Annotated in this window: 15 protein-coding genes; 3 read left to right on the top strand and 12 right to left on the bottom strand. The window is 58.1% G+C overall.

Features of this window, described 5'->3' with window-relative positions; all coding sequences use genetic code 11:
- Positions 1-140: 140 nt before the first annotated feature.
- Positions 141-1,142: a tRNA dihydrouridine(20/20a) synthase DusA gene (dusA, locus tag J3D54_RS28435; protein ID WP_253425700.1), complete on the bottom strand. Its 1,002-nt coding sequence runs from the start codon at positions 1,140-1,142 to the stop codon at positions 141-143.
- 272 nt (positions 1,143-1,414) lie between these two features.
- On the opposite strand from dusA, the gene J3D54_RS28430 reads away from it, so the two are divergent.
- A complete protein-coding gene (locus tag J3D54_RS28430) occupies positions 1,415-1,978 on the top strand; it encodes a hypothetical protein (RefSeq protein WP_253425697.1) in 564 nt (187 codons plus the stop codon).
- A 382-nt stretch (positions 1,979-2,360) separates the two neighbouring features.
- Here the strand turns inward: J3D54_RS28430 and J3D54_RS28425 are convergent, their stop codons facing one another.
- Positions 2,361-2,819, bottom strand: coding sequence for a hemerythrin domain-containing protein (locus tag J3D54_RS28425; RefSeq protein WP_253425694.1), 459 nt, complete (start codon positions 2,817-2,819; stop codon positions 2,361-2,363).
- 484 nt (positions 2,820-3,303) lie between these two features.
- Between J3D54_RS28425 and J3D54_RS28420 the strand changes: the two genes are divergently transcribed.
- On the top strand, positions 3,304-3,501 hold the full coding sequence (locus J3D54_RS28420; protein WP_253425691.1) for a hypothetical protein: 198 nt from the start codon (positions 3,304-3,306) through the stop codon (positions 3,499-3,501).
- Positions 3,502-3,619: 118 nt separating this feature from the next.
- On the opposite strand, the gene J3D54_RS28415 is transcribed toward J3D54_RS28420, so the two are convergent.
- The 10 genes from J3D54_RS28415 to J3D54_RS28370 all read right to left on the bottom strand — a co-directional run bounded on the left by J3D54_RS28415 (position 3,620) and on the right by J3D54_RS28370 (position 13,014).
- Complete coding sequence (locus tag J3D54_RS28415; RefSeq protein WP_253425689.1) at positions 3,620-4,411, bottom strand: transporter substrate-binding domain-containing protein; 792 nt, start codon at positions 4,409-4,411, stop codon at positions 3,620-3,622.
- Between the two features lie 81 nt (positions 4,412-4,492).
- On the bottom strand, positions 4,493-6,574 hold the full coding sequence (locus J3D54_RS28410; RefSeq protein WP_253425686.1) for a copper-translocating P-type ATPase: 2,082 nt from the start codon (positions 6,572-6,574) through the stop codon (positions 4,493-4,495).
- 90 nt (positions 6,575-6,664) lie between these two features.
- Entirely contained in the window at positions 6,665-6,871 is a 207-nt protein-coding gene (locus tag J3D54_RS28405) for a DUF2933 domain-containing protein (RefSeq protein ID WP_253425683.1), read from the bottom strand.
- Between the two features lie 94 nt (positions 6,872-6,965).
- Complete coding sequence (locus tag J3D54_RS28400; RefSeq protein ID WP_253425680.1) at positions 6,966-7,376, bottom strand: DUF3292 domain-containing protein; 411 nt, start codon at positions 7,374-7,376, stop codon at positions 6,966-6,968.
- A 228-nt stretch (positions 7,377-7,604) separates the two neighbouring features.
- Positions 7,605-7,946, bottom strand: coding sequence for a hypothetical protein (locus tag J3D54_RS28395; RefSeq protein WP_253425677.1), 342 nt, complete (start codon positions 7,944-7,946; stop codon positions 7,605-7,607).
- Between the two features lie 154 nt (positions 7,947-8,100).
- Positions 8,101-9,024, bottom strand: a complete 924-nt coding sequence (copD, locus tag J3D54_RS28390) for a copper homeostasis membrane protein CopD (RefSeq protein WP_253425674.1) — start codon at positions 9,022-9,024, stop codon at positions 8,101-8,103.
- Positions 9,025-9,027: 3 nt separating this feature from the next.
- Entirely contained in the window at positions 9,028-9,411 is a 384-nt protein-coding gene (gene copC / locus J3D54_RS28385; RefSeq protein WP_253425671.1) for a copper homeostasis periplasmic binding protein CopC, read from the bottom strand.
- Between the two features lie 57 nt (positions 9,412-9,468).
- Positions 9,469-10,359: a copper resistance protein B gene (locus J3D54_RS28380; protein ID WP_253425669.1), complete on the bottom strand. Its 891-nt coding sequence runs from the start codon at positions 10,357-10,359 to the stop codon at positions 9,469-9,471.
- Between the two features lie 10 nt (positions 10,360-10,369).
- The gene (locus J3D54_RS28375) at positions 10,370-12,163 is read right to left on the bottom strand and encodes a copper resistance system multicopper oxidase (protein WP_253425667.1); all 1,794 of its coding nucleotides are present in this window, start codon (positions 12,161-12,163) and stop codon (positions 10,370-10,372) included.
- 146 nt (positions 12,164-12,309) lie between these two features.
- Entirely contained in the window at positions 12,310-13,014 is a 705-nt protein-coding gene (locus tag J3D54_RS28370) for a murein L,D-transpeptidase catalytic domain family protein (protein WP_253425665.1), read from the bottom strand.
- Positions 13,015-13,095: 81 nt separating this feature from the next.
- Here J3D54_RS28370 and J3D54_RS28365 point away from each other — a divergent pair, with 81 nt between their 5' ends.
- Positions 13,096-14,847 carry a murein L,D-transpeptidase gene (locus J3D54_RS28365; RefSeq protein WP_253425663.1) on the top strand — a complete coding sequence of 584 codons (1,752 nt, stop codon included), beginning with the start codon at positions 13,096-13,098 and terminating at the stop codon, positions 14,845-14,847.
- Position 14,848 lies beyond the last annotated feature (1 nt).

The raw sequence follows: 14,848 nt of genomic DNA, 5'->3' as shown, positions 1-14,848 counted from the left end.
ATTTGGCCTGGCCGGTTTGCGTATTAGACCTTTGAGCGCTCGGGCCGAACAAGTGACGGCCGCCATTTCAAAGCGGCCATTTTCTAACGAGACAGAGCGCGGACACCCACGCGCGAAGCCTACAAACGAGCAATGAGGGATTAACGTCCCTCCAACAACTCTGCCGCCTGATCCAGCAACGCCAACGGCTCTTTAGCCTTGTGAATATCCACCGACAACAACTGCCGAAACTTGCGCGCCCCCGGAAACCCGGTGCCCAGCCCCAGCACATGCCGAGTAATGTGATGCATCGCGCCACCCGCCAGCAGATGCTCGGCAATATAAGGCCGCAACTGCGCCAGCGCCTCAGCCCGGCTGATCACTGGCGCCGTGCTGCCGAACAGCTGCTGATCCACCTCAGCCATCACATAAGGATTGTGATACGCCTCACGGCCCAGCATCACACCGTCGAACGTCTGCAAATGCTCCTGACAAGCCTCCAGCGTCTTGATCCCGCCGTTGAGAATAATCTCCAGCTCCGGAAAATCCGCCTTCAACCGCGCCGCCACGTCATAACGCAGAGGCGGAATGTCACGGTTCTCCTTCGGCGACAACCCCTCCAGAATCGCAATCCGCGCATGCACCGTAAAACTCGTGCACCCGGCATCCCGAACCGTGCCAACGAAATCACACAACTGCTCGTAACTGTCCCGCCCATTAATCCCGATCCGATGCTTCACCGTCACCGGAATCGACACCGCATCACGCATCGCCTTCACACAATCAGCCACCAACTGCGGATGCCCCATCAGGCACGCACCGATCATATTGTTCTGCACCCGATCACTCGGGCAGCCGACGTTTAGATTTACCTCGTCGTAACCGTGGTCCTGGGCCATGCGGGCGCAGGCGGCCAGGTCCAGCGGGACACTGCCACCGAGTTGCAGGGCGAGTGGGTGTTCAGCTTCGTTGTGACGCAGGAAGCGCTCGTGATCGCCATTGAGGAGCGCGCCGGTGGTGACCATTTCGGTGTAGAGGAGGGCGTGCTTGGAGAGCAGGCGCAGGAAGAAGCGGCAGTGGCGGTCGGTCCAATCCATCATCGGGGCGACGCTAAAGCGGCGGGAGAGGGCTGGCACAGAGTTTGGAGCAAATGATGGGAGCATTGGGCATCTGGGTGTGTGAGGCGAGGAGTGGGAAGTTTATCAGGAATGTCTGTCGGGGCGGAGAGGGGGCTGTAAGGCCGTCGAACTTGCGTTGGGATAGGCAAAGAATATTTTTTGTCTTCGCACTCGCATGTTCTTGAAAATGCCGAGTTTCTGACTAGCCTCAAGACATTGAGGGTGTAAAATTGACATTTTTTGATTTGGATAATGAGGCTTTAAGCGGAATAGTAATGTAAAGCAGGACGTATGCTTGATGATAAAGGAGCTATCAGATGATTGAGATTCAACCCTGCAACCAAGCACTATTTATTGGTCCGCTTCCTGCGCCGAATAATATGGGTGTGTGTTTTTCCCTATCAATCCATTGGCTAGCAAACGACTGCGAAGATGTAATGTTTCAATCTGTCGCAGATGGTGCGTTGGCTGCGTATGGGCCTGGAAGTGCCAACCGACTAAATCAAATGCAAAATGCTGGAAATATGATGGCTGGCGGTGGCATTACACTGCAAACGTTGGTTGCGATGGCCCAAGCATTATATTCAAATATTAATCAGGTGGTACCTGTGCCGGCCAATGTTCTATCGTTTGGCAATCTTTTTGCTTCGTTTACTATTGCCTTGTACGACGAAAGTATTGTGTGGTTGCAAAATCCTTTAGTTGCTGGAGATAGGGGGCATGTTGTTGCCTATAATCGTCGTTCAGGACGATTTTATGATGCCAACAATGGAAGCTATAATGAAGAAGTTGATCTGCACTCGGAAATGGCCAGTTTTATTGTTCATGAGTATGAAAATACATATACTCATTTTCAAGTTTTTTCGCTTGATATTCACTGAAAGTCGCGTTTTAAAGGTGGTGAGTAAATAAATTAGTCCCAAATCAGTCCATTTTTTATACTTTTTTATAGGCGTGGGTGAGGCTGGGAGGTGGGGGGGCAGGATTGAGCTTGTGGAGCTTAGGCGAGTCTAGAGAGTGAGCACGGGAACGGGAGGAATTGGAAGGTTTGGCACGAGTAAGTGAATTTGTCCCCATTTTTCTTTTGGTAAATAGCCTTGGATCTTTGTGTAGTCAGCACAGGCGCCAAAGCGAAGGGACTTGCAACGAGGAGCCGTCGATATACGGACGCCCCTGTGAGTTAATATGTGGTGTTCGCGTAATTACTTAGTGAGGTCAGTACTAAGTAGCAGCTAAATTTTGAAAGTGTACGGTGACTTCCAATTAATGCCATTGATTCTTGACTTCCTGCCACTGGTCGTCTGACAGCCACTTATCTGCCGCCGGAAAGAAAATATTTTCCTCGGCGTCCATATGATCGTAATATTTTTTGATGAAGTCATCGATAGTGTCAGCAATTACTCTCGTTTCCTGAGTTGTGTCCTTCAACATCTTCAGCTGTCCAGCAATGCGCCCAAATGCCTGATGATCTCGCTCGATATCCTTGACCCGTTGGTGGATCGGCGCCTCAGTCTCTAGCAAGGCCAGCCGAATAAGTTCTTCATTTTCATGGTGGTGTCGTTCTGCATCACCATGCAAGGCTTCCAGCATCGCGAACAACGACTTGCAGTCATCAGTCCCATCGGATTCATGTCTCATTTTCCTCAGCAACTCTTTGATCTGAGTAATTTTCATGGCCACTTCATGATGATAGGCCTGAAGTTCTTTCAACAAGACGTTCATATCAAATCCTCGTCACGACACCAAATCATCACAGGAAAATGTTTTTAACCAGCAACTCCCAAGGATATCTAAACTTTTAAATTTCAATATCTTGTTAAATGCGCTCGCTGGCACTATTCAATCTTTTTAGTATAGGCGAGCATAAAGCTCTCACCCCGGGAAATTTTCCGCCTTTGGAAAAAATTGAAATATCGAGTGAATGTTTATATGCCCTATTTGATCTACCGGATGTCCTCCAGCGAAAACGGAAGGAAAAAGCAGCGCCCCAATCGACGCGGTGGCAGCTGTGCGCGGGTCTGCAAGACCGGGAAACCAGGAACCCGGCAGACCCCAAAGTCTCCCGCACAAAGCCGCCATTGAGCGGACGCAAATGCTGAACCAACGCTGTCGCTCAGCAATGTTTCATCAAGTGTGGCGGCCGTGTGGCATAGGATGACCACCTAAGACCGTGCTGTCACACCACCAGCCCACAGGAAACAGAAAAATGATCTCGAACCTCTTCAAAGCCATGCTAATCGTTGGTGCTTTGCTCTTGAGCGCCTGTTCGGGTGTGAGCACCAGTTCCTGCTTTTCAGACGGCTGCCAACAATTCGACGGCCATAACCCCAACAAGGTGAACTTTGGTGGGAGCGCCATCGGCAACAGCTTTAATGAGTACAGCTCGGGCTTGCTGCACGACTAAGGAATGACGCAACGGCTTGGGTGTTTTCGCCGTTGCGTGATTTGCCTGATGCTCCGCGACGACTGCTGCGCAGCCGGACGCAGGCTGCTACAGGGAATGTGTCGCGGCAACTGGCGGACTATTTGGCTTGTGGTGTCGCTATCCACTGACCCAGAATTTTCTGGTAATTCCCCGTCACCTTGGCCAGATGCAGCCACTGATCGACATACATCTTCCAGCTGATGTCATCGCGCGGCAGCAGATAAGCCTTCTCCCCATACTGCATGTATTGCGTCGGGTTGACCGCGCACAATCCCGGTTTGAGTTTCTGCTGATACAGCGCTTCCGATGCATCGGTAATCATCACGTCAGCCTTCTTCTCCAGCAGTTCCTGGAAGATGGTCACGTTGTCGTGCAGCTGCAATTGCGCCTTGGGCAGGAAGGCGTGGACGAAGGCTTCGTTGGTGCCGCCGGCCGGTTCGACCAGGCGAACCGAAGGCTGGTTGATTTGTTCGAGGGTCTGGTATTTCGCCTGATCTTCACAGCGCACCAGCGGGATTTTGCCGTCGACATCCAGGGTGGTGCTGAAGAAGGCTTTTTTCTGGCGTTCCAGGGTCACGGAGATGCCGCCGACGCCGATGTCGCATTTGCCCGCGAGCATGTCAGGCATCAGGGTTTTCCAGGTGGTCTGGACCCACTCGACCTTCGCGCCGAGGCTGTCGGCCAGCGAGCGGACCATGGCGATGTCGATGCCCGAGTATTCGCCGTCTTCACCTTTGAAGGTATAGGGTTTGTAGTCGCCTGTGGTGCAAACGCGCAGTTGGCCTTGTTGCAGGACGGTGTCCAGGTGCGAAGGGCTTTGCTCTGCCTGAGCGCCGCAGGATAGCGCCAGCAGGCCACTGAGCAGCAATGTGCTTTTTATGGTTTTCATCGTTATCGGGCTTTTGTGATGGAGTGGGGGGCAAGGCTGGATCAGTGTAGTGAAACCGCTTCTTGGCTGTCAGCAATGTGCTCAGTCAATCGTGGCCCGGCGCAGGCGCAAGGCGTTAAACACCACTGAAGCAGAGCTCACGCTCATGGCCAGTGCCGCCACCAGCGGGGACAGCAAATGCCCGGTCAACGGGTAGAACAACCCGGCGGCGAGGGGGATGCCCATGGCGTTGTAGGCCAGGGCAAAGGCCAGGTTCTGGTGCATGTTGCGTACGGTTGCCACCGACAGGCTGCGGGCATGCAGAATGCCGAGCAGGTCGCCCTTGACCAGGGTGACTTGAGCGCTGTTCATCGCGACATCGGTGCCGGTGCCCATGGCGATGCCGACGTCGGCACGGGCCAGGGCCGGGGCGTCGTTGATGCCGTCGCCGGCCATTGCCACACGGTGCCCGCGTTCCTGCAATCCGGCGGCCAGGCGTTCCTTGTCCTGTGGCTTGACCTCGCCATGGACTTCTTCGATACCCAGTTGGCGGGCGACGGCACGGGCAGTGGTGAGACCGTCTCCGGTCGCCATGATCACCCGCACGCCGTCGGCCTGCAGGCGTTCGACAGCGAGCCGGGTGGTGGGTTTGATCGGGTCGGCGACGGCGAGCAATCCCGCGAGCACGCCATCCACGGCCAGGTACATGATGCTGGTGCCGTCGCTGCGCAGTTGCTCGGCTTGAGGTTGCAAGGCTTCCAGGGCGATGCCGGCTTCTGCCATCAGGGCGGTGTTGCCCAGTTGAACACGGTGCCCGTCGACCTGGCCGCGCACGCCGATCCCTGACGCCGACTCGAACGTCTGCGCTGTGCTCAACACCAAGCCATTGGCGCGTGCACGTTCGACGATGGCGTGGGCCAACGGGTGCTCGCTGCCCTGGTCGAGGCTGGCGGCCAGGCGCAGTACCTCGTCAGCTTTGTAACCAGGCGCAGGTTCGACGCTGTGGAATGCTGGACGACCTTCGGTAAGGGTGCCGGTCTTGTCCACGATCAGGGTGTCGATCTTGCGCAGGTTTTCGATCGCCGCCGCATCCCGGAAGAGCACGCCGCTGCTGGCCGCCTTGCCGGTGGCGACCATCACCGACATCGGTGTGGCCAGGCCGAGGGCACACGGGCAGGCGATGATCAGCACCGCCACTGCATTGATGAGGCCGAACACCCAGCTCGGTTGCGGCCCCCACAACCCCCAGCCGACAAAAGTCAGGACGGCAATGGCGATCACGACCATTACGAAGTAGCCAGCAATCACGTCCGCCAGGCGTTGCATCGGTGCTTTGGAGCGTTGTGCCTGGACCACCATCTGCACAATTTGCGCAAGCACGGTCGCTGAGCCCACCTTCTGCGCCTGCATCACCAGGCTGCCGTGGGTATTGAGGGTGGCGCCGATCAGCCCGTCACCAGGGCGTTTCATCACGGGGACTGGCTCGCCTGTGAGCATGGACTCGTCCACCGCGCTTTCGCCCTGCAACACCACACCATCGACCGGGACCTTCTCGCCGGGGCGCACGCGCAAGGTGTCGCCGCTGTGCACATGGCTCAGGGGAATGTCCGCTTCGCTGCCATCGGCGTTGATCCTGCGCGCGGTCTTGGGCGCCAGGCCGAGCAGTGATTTGATCGCGGCCGAGGTTTGCGAGCGCGCCTTGAGTTCCAGTATCTGCCCGAGCAGCGTCAGGGAAATAATGACCGCCGCTGCTTCGTAGTACACGCCAACCCGGCCGTCCATCATGAAGGTGGCTGGAAACAGGCCGGGTGTCAGGGTGGCGACAAGGCTATAGAGGAAGGCCGCCGCGGTGCCGAGGCCGATCAGCGTCCACATGTTGGGGCTGCGCTGGATGACCGAACGGGCGCCGCGCACATAGAACGGCCAGCCGGCCCAAAGCACGACGGGCGTGGCGAGCACCAGTTCGATCAGGTTCTGTGTGGCGCCGTGAAACAGGCTCAAGCCATGGCTGCCCATCGCCAGCGCGGTCACTGCCAGGGTCAGAGGAAGGGTCCACCAGAAGCGCTGGGAAAAGTCCGCGAGCTCAGGGTTGTCCGCTTCCTCCAGCTCGGGCAACACCGGCTCAAGGGTCATGCCGCACTTGGGGCATGTACCCGGACCGCGCTGGCGGATCTCCGGGTGCATGGGGCAGGTGTACTCTTTTTCGCTCGTCGGCTCCGCTGTCTGCTGCGCCACAGCAGGTGATTTGGGGTGATCGAGATGGTGGTGCATGGGTCAGTGTCTGCCGCCGTGGTGATGCCCGAACAGGTGCATCAGCGGGCACAGCAATAGAATCAGGTAGGGCAAAAGGGGGTAGATATGACCGTAATGCTCGCGGGCCAGGTAGAACAGTCCGATCACCAGCAGCATACCCAGCGCGATGCCGGGTTTGCTGCGCCAGAACGAGGTGGCTGGAGGTGTCGAGGGGTTTGAGTGGTTCATGTGACGCGCTCCGTTCTGACGAAAATCTTCCGGGGTGTCGTCCGGCCATGCCAGCCAATGCCAACCGTCTGCGATGGGGGCTATGGCGCGATGCTTATTGGCCCATCGGCATCTTCATCATCCTGGATTGCTGATCCATCATTTTCATCATCATGTCCATCATCGCCGTATCCGAGTTGTCCTTGCCGCCGGACATGCCTTTGCCCATCCCCATACCCATCCCCCTGCAATTGTCGTGCATCATGCCGAGGCTGTTTCTCATCGTAGTCATGGCTTCCTGCATCGCCGCCTGGCGTTCGGCCGGGGTTTTGGCGGCGATCATTTTGTCGTGGGCCGCCTGCATTTTCTTCATCTGTTCGCTCATGGCCTTGTCTTGCATGGGCGTGGCTTGGGTTGCGTCCTCGGTGGGGGCGGCGGGCACCGTTTCGGGGTATTCAGCAGCTGGCGCCAGCAATGGGCTGCTCATGAGCAGAGCGGCCAAGAGGGATTTGACGTAGATGTGCATGGCGATCTCCACAGTGATAGCGCGGATCGGCAGCGTCGGGGGGGCTGCGAACCAGGGTATGTCGTGTTCCCGTTAGCGGGAGTGATCTTGAACTTACGCCACGCTCGCAGGGCGTTGTTGATCCATATCAAACGACGCCCACAGAGGTTTGTTGTGCTGCCAGGGTGACATTCCAATGGCTGATACGTGTCAGGTAAGGCCCGACACGTATCCCTCTACATGAGTTGTTTATGCACAAGCCACGGACTTCGAACTCTTAAGATGAGCTTCAATCGAGTTGCTGGCAGAGTGGACTCTTACTCCCTTGAGTTTATCGAGTGGCGGCTCTTTCCAAAGTTTTGATGCGTCGATGGGAAGGATGACCTGTATAGCAGCTCCTTGGGGCGGATCAGCAACAAAATCGAAGTCTTGAATACCGTCTGGCGGGAACTGGATATAAACCCGTGGCTCCAGTCTCGGGTTTGTCCATCCACCAGAATTCACAAGGCCAATGGCCGATATGTGTAGCTGCGGTGGGTTTGATTTAAGTAATTTTAACTCGACATCCACTACTTTCATTACTTCAGCCATTTTCGAACTCCTTTCGATAATTGCGCCGCTTTTTTCACCTTGGCGCTTGGGTGTTGAACCCGCTGGCTTAAAATCTGGTGTGGTTAGACGCTAGTAAAGGACCCTCACCCTGTCCACTGACTGCTCTGGCCGGTCATCGGATGCTTTCATTTCCCTACTGGGCACCCATTTCCGGGCTCAGCGTTCCGAGCCAAGCCACCAACCCCACAATCACCACCGCCGCCGCCAATTCCACCACCACACTGCGTCGTAACGCATTAGCGGCAACCGCATATTGCCCGTCCTGCAACGACCGCTCCAAGAGTGGCCCAAGGTGAAACCGGTTCAACGCGGCGAGCACCAGCATCCCGGCAAACAGCACCACTTTGATGAACAGCAGAATCCCGTAAGTGCTGAGAAATACTTCGTCCAGCTTCGGCCCAACGATGAACAGATAATTCACCACGCCCGTCACCGTGATCACCACGACGATGACCGCGCCAATAACCTCAAACCGATTTACCGCGCGGGCCAACAAGCTGATGCGCGCTTCAGTTTGCAGAGCGTTGAGCTTGGCCATCAACACAAACGCCAGCAACGCGCCAAGCCAAGCCCCCGCCGCCAGCAGGTGCGCTATGTCCACCGCGAAATGCCAATAACGGCGAATGCCTTCATCCATCGCCCCATGTCCGCTCCAGGCCAGGCTGGCGAGGGCAACGCCACCGGCAAAAGCCGCGACCCATAAAATGAAACCAGGCGCGCGGAGCATCACCGCTAAACCCGCGGCGACCAGTGCAACAAGGCGAACCCCCCAAGCCAATCCGACGTCCGTCTCGAACAGCATCATTTCGATGTGCGGGCGCAGTTCGGCAAAGTCCGATTCACCGCTCATGGCACTGGTCATCATCACCATGCTGGCGACGGACAACACCGCGCCCAGCACCGCCGTCCCCGCCAACATCGCCCGCAACGGCAGCACCGCTCCTGACACCCGTTCCTGCCCTTTAAGGCTATACAGCGCAAAAAGCGCCACGCCAAACAACAGCATCAAATCCACATACAACGCAAACCGCAGGGCAATGCCGACCGAGTCGCTCATCAATTACTTCACTTTGAACGTAACGTTGCCGGTGATCGGGTGAGTGTCGGAAGACACGGCGCGCCATTCGACTTTGTAGCTGCCGGTGGGCAGGGGCGAGAGCGGGGTGATGACCATGGTTTTCGGGTCGCTGCCGCCGGAGACTTTGGCTTTCATCGGCATGGGGGAATGGGCCATGCCGGGCATTTCGGTCATGACCAGTTTGGCGCCGGAGAATTGGGTCATGAGGTTTTCGGAGAAGTGCAGCTCGATGTTGCTCGGTGCTGCACCGTCTGCGCCTTCGGGCGGGGTGGAGGAGAGCAGTTTCGGGTGGGCTTGAACCAGTGCGCTCATGAGCAGCCCGGTGGAAAGTGCGATGGCGACAGCGGTGATTTTAATGGTGCGCATGCAAGGCCTCTTACCGCTTTAAGCGGTTGTTTTTAAGGTTTTTTTGAGTTGAAGCGTTTAGAACCACATTCGAACGCCGAGGACCAGGCGGGCTTCGCTGCGGTCCTCGCCTTCGTCCCTGGCGTAATCGGCGGTTTTGCCGTAGGTGCGGTTCCAGGTCACGCCGATATAGGGCGCGAATTCCCGGCGGATTTCATAGCGCAGGCGCAGACCGGCTTCGGTGTTCGACAGCCCGGAGCCGATGCCTCGTTGCGGATCGTTTTTGCCGTAGACGTTGAGCTCGGCGGTCGGCTGCAGAATCAGCCGGTTGGTGAGCAGGATGTTGTAGTCGCCTTCCAGTCGTGCGGCGGTCTGGCCGCCTTCGCCAATGAAGGCGGTGGCCTCGGTTTCGAAGTTGTACAGCGCCATGCCCTGTACGCCGAGCGCGGCCCAGGTTTGCGGAGCGCCGGGTTTGAAATCCTGGCGAACACCGGTCACCACGTCCCACCATGGGCTGATCGCGTGACCCCAGAGGGCCTGGACTTCAGCGTCTTCGGTTTTGCCATTGACGCGTTCGCCTTCGGAGCGCAGCCACAGGCGATCGATGTCTCCGCCGATCCAGCCGGACAGATCCCACGCCAAGGCGCTGCCGTTGTCGGCGTCCTGCCATTCGAGTTTGTCGGCGAGGAAGTAATAGTTGAGCGCACTGTCGTGCATGTCATGGCCGGCGGGGCTGGCGAAAACGGCGGCGCGGTCGGCATCGGTCAATGCCGGGATCGGTGTGCGGCTTTGGGTTGGCGCGGCGGGCTGCATTTGCCCGTAATCCTCGCTCTGCATCTGGCTGTGATCCATGCCCGGCATCTGGCTATGGTCCAAACCCTGCATGTCGTCGGTAGCGGCCATGGCCGAAGAGACCGTGAAGCCAGTGAGCGCCAAAGCGAGGCGGGTAGAGCGATTCAGTCTGGTCATGGGTAGCGCCTCATTCTTCCACGCGAACTTCACGGAACATGCCCATTTCCATGTGGTACAGGAGATGGCAGTGATAGGCCCAGCGGCCTAGCGCGTCGGCGGTGACCCGATAGCTGCGCTTTGATCCCGGCGGCATGTCGATGGTGTGTTTGCGCACCATGAACTGGCCGTTCTCGTCTTCGAGGTCGCTCCACATACCGTGCAAATGAATGGGGTGGGTCATCATCGTGTCGTTCACCAACACCACCCGAACCCGCTCGCCGTACTTGAGCCGCACGGGTTCGGCGTCGGAGAACTTCACGCCGTTGAACGACCAGGCGAACTTCTCCATGTGGCCGGTCAGGTGCAGCTCGATGGTACGACCGGGCTCGCGGCCGTCCGGGTCTTCGAAGGTGCTGCGCAGGTCGGAGTAGGTCAGCACACGGCGGCCGTTGTTGCGCAGGCCGATCCCCGGGTCGTCGAGTTTTGGCGTGGTGCTCATGGCTTGCATGTCCACCAGCGGGTTGTCTTTTTCCGTGTCGGGATGGGATTGCATCCCGGCCATTCCGGCCATGCCACCCATGGCCATGCTGCTGTGATCCATCCCAGCCATGCTGTCCATGCCCTGCATGTCGCCGCCGTCCATGCCTTGCATGGCACCGTGGTCCATCCCCGCCATGTCACCGCCCTTGCTGCCGTGATCCATGCCGCCCATGCCCATGTCATCCATGGTCAGCAGCGGCCGTGGATCCAGCAGTGGAATCGGTGCCGACAACCCGGCCTTCACCGCCAGGGTGCCGCGGGCATAACCTGTTCGATCCATCGACTGGGCGAACAGGGTGTAGGCGTCCTGGGTCGGCTCGACAATCACATCGAACGTCTCCGCCACTGCGATGCGGAACTCGTCGACGCTCACCGGTTTGACGTGTTGGCCATCGGCCGCGACTACGGTCATTTTCAAGCCCGGGATGCGCACGTCGAAGTAGGTCATGGACGAGCCGTTGATAAAACGCAGGCGCAGCTTTTCGCCGGGGCGGAATACGCCCGTCCAGTTCATGTTCGGCGCCTGGCCGTTCATCAAGTAGGTGTAAGTGGCGCCGCTGACGTCGGCCAGATCGGTAGGGTTCATCTTCATCTCGGCCCACATCTTGCGATCGGCCACCGTCGAGCCCCAGCCTTTCTCGCTGACGTCGTGGATGAAATCGCCCACGGTGCGTTTGTTGTAGTTGTAGTAGTCCGATTGTTTCTTGAGTTTTTTCATCAGGCCGACGGCGTCTTCGTCGGTCCAGTCGGTGAGCATCACCACGTAATCGCGGTCGTACTGGAAAGGCTCCGGGTCCTTGGCATCGATCACCAGCGGCCCATAAACCCCGGACTGCTCCTGAAAGCCCGAATGGCTGTGGTACCAGTAAGTGCCGTTCTGCCGGACTTTGAACTGGTAGACATACATCCCGTTCGGCTCGATGCCGTGAAAGCTCAGGCCTGGCACGCCGTCCATGTTGGCCGGCAGCAAAATGCCGTGCCAGTGAATGGAGGTGCTGTCCTTGAGTTTGTTTTTCACCCGTAGCGTGACGGTGTCGCCTTCACGCCAGCGCAGCAGGGGGCCGGGAATGCCGCCGTTGATGGTCATCGCCGTTCGAGGGTTACCGGTGATGTTGACCGCGGTTTCGCCGATGAACAGGTCAAACTCAGTACCGGCCGGCACATTCGGTTCGCCGGGGCTGGTGACCGCCCAGACCGGCGTGCGCCACAGACCAAGGCCAGCCAGGACCCCGCCAGCGGCCAGGCCCTTCACGAAGGTGCGTCTTGAGGTGTTGGAATGCATGCCGTTTTATCCCGTCCGTCAGCCTGATGAAGCCCTCGGGTCCATCCTGAGCGCAGGGAAGAGGGCTTAATGAGGAGGAGGCTAACGGGCGGTGCCTTTCAGCAGGCTGAGGTCAAGATTACAGTTTTGACAGTTTCATGCTGTATTCAGCGGTTGCTGTTGGGCTTGGACGAATCCGCCACGGTGGCATTAGCGCAATTGATATACGAAGAAGACTTCAACCAACGCTGATCCGGATAGTAAGAAAACAACAGCTGGCCGTCCTTCATCGAGTCGATCAGCTGATGTGCTATCGCAGGTCTCACCGCCGGGCAGCCGAGACTTCTGCCGATTCGGCCGTTGGCCCGCGCCAGGGCAGGGCTGACGTAAGGCGCGCCGTGAATGACGATCGCTCGCTCGAAAGCGTTGTCGTTGAAACCCGGTTCCAGACCTTCCATGCGCAGGGAATAACCGTTTTGCCCGACATAACTGGACTGGGTGCGGTACAAACCCAGGCTGGTGGCGTAGCTGGCATTCTGATTGGAGAATTGGCTGGCCATGTTCTCGCCACTGTTGCGACCGTGGGCGACCAGTTCGTGGAACAACAATTTGCGTTGTTTAAGGTCGAATACCCAAAGGCGTTGTACGGTGGAGGGCAGGGAATAATCGATCACTGCCAGTCTCTGCACTGGGGCCGAGCCTTGGGCTCGGCTGCATTGGGAGGCGCGAACGGCCAAGGCAATGACTTTGGCGTTGGCATCGGGGGCCGCTTTGACCAAGGCGGCTTCAAGCGAATCGGCGTAGGCTGCCGGTAATGAAAAAACGGTCAGCAACAGGGCCGTCATTAAGCAGCCGAAGCGATCTGGGGCCATATGCAAGTCTCATCTGAATATTTCGAGTCTAGCAGCGCCCACGACGCTAGCCGGTTGAAAACGGGAGATTAAGGATTATCCATGACGCAATTAACAAGGTTATTCGTCATAAGCCGCATGTTTTTTATGGGCTTTCTGATAAGCGGCACGGCGATCGGACAAACTTCGCCGATTGAGCCGGTATCTTCCGTCAGCGTTGCGGCTGAAGCGGCACCCGGCGATTATGTCGGCCAAGCGATTCAGGCGGAATTGGCGCCATTGAGTTCGGCGTTTCCGCCGCTGCTCACGTCGCCGGGCCATCAACGTGTTGATGTGAACCGAGTGGTGCTGGATTTTTATAGCCATCGTGGCTATCGGGCCGCCTGGACGAACGATGACGATGTTGCCCAGTTGGTGAAAAGCCTGGGCGACACCCAGGCCGATGGCTTGAACCCCGCGGATTTCCGGATCACCGAGTTGGCCGAGGCCCGCGCGTTGATGCAGACAACCACCCCAACCCCCGGGCAACGGGCAGCGTTTGATATCTCCGCCACCCAGACGTTCATCACGGCGCTGCTGCAGTTGCGACGCGGCAAGGTCGACCCTGCGCGGCTGGACATCCACTGGAACTTCGACCCCGTTGGCGTCGATCCTCGGGAGGACGTCAATAAGTTTTTCGCCGCCCTCGACAGCCATGACATCGCGCGCGCCTTTGCCCAGGCACCGCCCCAGGAAGCGGTTTACAGCACGTTGCGCCAGGGCCTGGCGCAACTGCGCAAGGTTCGTGATCGGGGCGGCTGGCCAAAGATCCCGGCAGGGCAGACGCTCAGGCCCGGCATGGACGACGCCTCGGTCGCGCTATTGCGAGCCCGCCTGGCGGCGGGCGGTTATCTCGCCACGCAAGTGACTGCTCGCACCGACTACGACGACGCCGTCACCGCGGCGGTGAAGAAGTATCAGACCGAGCAATACCTTGGGGCGGACGGTGTAGCGGGGCCGGCGACACTCGCGGAACTGAATGTGTCAGTCGAGGCGCGAATCGATCAGGTGCGGGTGAACATGGAGCGGGCGCGGTGGCTGCTGTACAAACTTCAGGGCACCTTCGTCGTGGTTGATATCGCCGGGTATAAGGTCGCGTTCTATCGCGATGGCAAACCGATCTGGCGCTCACGGGTGCAGGTCGGCAAGCCGTTTCGCAGCACGCCGATTTTTCAATCCGCGATCACTTACGTCACCTTCAACCCCACCTGGACCGTGCCGCCGACGATTCTGCTCAAGGACATGCTGCCGAAAATTCGTGACAATCCTGGCTACCTCGAGGCAAGCCGGATTCGCGTGATCGATCGAGACGGCAATGTGCTCGATCCCTCGACTGTCGATTGGGACAACCCGCGCGGCCTTACCCTGCGTCAGGATGCCGGGTCGGATAACTCGCTGGGGCAGGTGGTGATTCGTTTTCCCAATGACTATTCGATTTATCTGCATGACACGCCGCATCGAGAGTTGTTCGCCAAATCCAATCGCGCGACCAGCTCCGGCTGTATTCGGGTAGAGAACCCACTGCAATTGGTGGAGCTTTTATTCAACGATCCGGTTCACTGGAACAGCGAAGGGATTCAAAAGCAGTTAGCCAACGGCAAGACAGAGAACATCACTCTCCCGGTGAAAGTGCCGGTGCTGTTGGCCTACTGGACGGTGGACCTGAGTCTTGACGGGCGCGTGACATTCAAGCCCGATGTGTATGGCTATGATTCCCCGGTGTTGCAAGCGTTGAATCGGCCTTCAGAGCGGCCGGCACTGGACGGGAGGCGAGCGGCGCCTCCCTCGGTGGCGGCGGAGCAGAGCACGTTGTAGG

Origin of the sequence: Pseudomonas sp. GGS8 (assembly GCF_024168645.1) — a bacterium.
GTDB lineage: Bacteria > Pseudomonadota > Gammaproteobacteria > Pseudomonadales > Pseudomonadaceae > Aquipseudomonas.
This window is presented reverse-complemented; position numbering and strand designations above follow the sequence as displayed.

Bases quoted from the DNA above. Each gene is read 5' to 3' on its own strand.
- J3D54_RS28430 (WP_253425697.1), top strand. From the start codon at position 1,415: ATGATTGAGATTCAACCCTGCAACCAAGCACTATTTATTGGTCCGCTT.
- J3D54_RS28425 (WP_253425694.1), bottom strand. From the start codon at position 2,819: ATGAACGTCTTGTTGAAAGAACTTCAGGCCTATCATCATGAAGTGGCC.
- J3D54_RS28415 (WP_253425689.1), bottom strand. From the start codon at position 4,411: ATGAAAACCATAAAAAGCACATTGCTGCTCAGTGGCCTGCTGGCGCTA.
- J3D54_RS28410 (WP_253425686.1), bottom strand. From the start codon at position 6,574: ATGCACCCGGAGATCCGCCAGCGCGGTCCGGGTACATGCCCCAAGTGC.
- J3D54_RS28375 (WP_253425667.1), bottom strand. From the start codon at position 12,163: ATGCATTCCAACACCTCAAGACGCACCTTCGTGAAGGGCCTGGCCGCT.
- J3D54_RS28365 (WP_253425663.1), top strand. From the start codon at position 13,096: ATGACGCAATTAACAAGGTTATTCGTCATAAGCCGCATGTTTTTTATG.
- J3D54_RS28400 (WP_253425680.1), bottom strand. From the start codon at position 7,376: ATGCACATCTACGTCAAATCCCTCTTGGCCGCTCTGCTCATGAGCAGC.
- dusA (WP_253425700.1), bottom strand. From the start codon at position 1,142: ATGCTCCCATCATTTGCTCCAAACTCTGTGCCAGCCCTCTCCCGCCGC.
- J3D54_RS28395 (WP_253425677.1), bottom strand. From the start codon at position 7,946: ATGGCTGAAGTAATGAAAGTAGTGGATGTCGAGTTAAAATTACTTAAA.
- copD (WP_253425674.1), bottom strand. From the start codon at position 9,024: ATGAGCGACTCGGTCGGCATTGCCCTGCGGTTTGCGTTGTATGTGGAT.
- copC (WP_253425671.1), bottom strand. From the start codon at position 9,411: ATGCGCACCATTAAAATCACCGCTGTCGCCATCGCACTTTCCACCGGG.
- J3D54_RS28370 (WP_253425665.1), bottom strand. From the start codon at position 13,014: ATGGCCCCAGATCGCTTCGGCTGCTTAATGACGGCCCTGTTGCTGACC.
- J3D54_RS28380 (WP_253425669.1), bottom strand. From the start codon at position 10,359: ATGACCAGACTGAATCGCTCTACCCGCCTCGCTTTGGCGCTCACTGGC.
- J3D54_RS28405 (WP_253425683.1), bottom strand. From the start codon at position 6,871: ATGAACCACTCAAACCCCTCGACACCTCCAGCCACCTCGTTCTGGCGC.
- J3D54_RS28420 (WP_253425691.1), top strand. From the start codon at position 3,304: ATGATCTCGAACCTCTTCAAAGCCATGCTAATCGTTGGTGCTTTGCTC.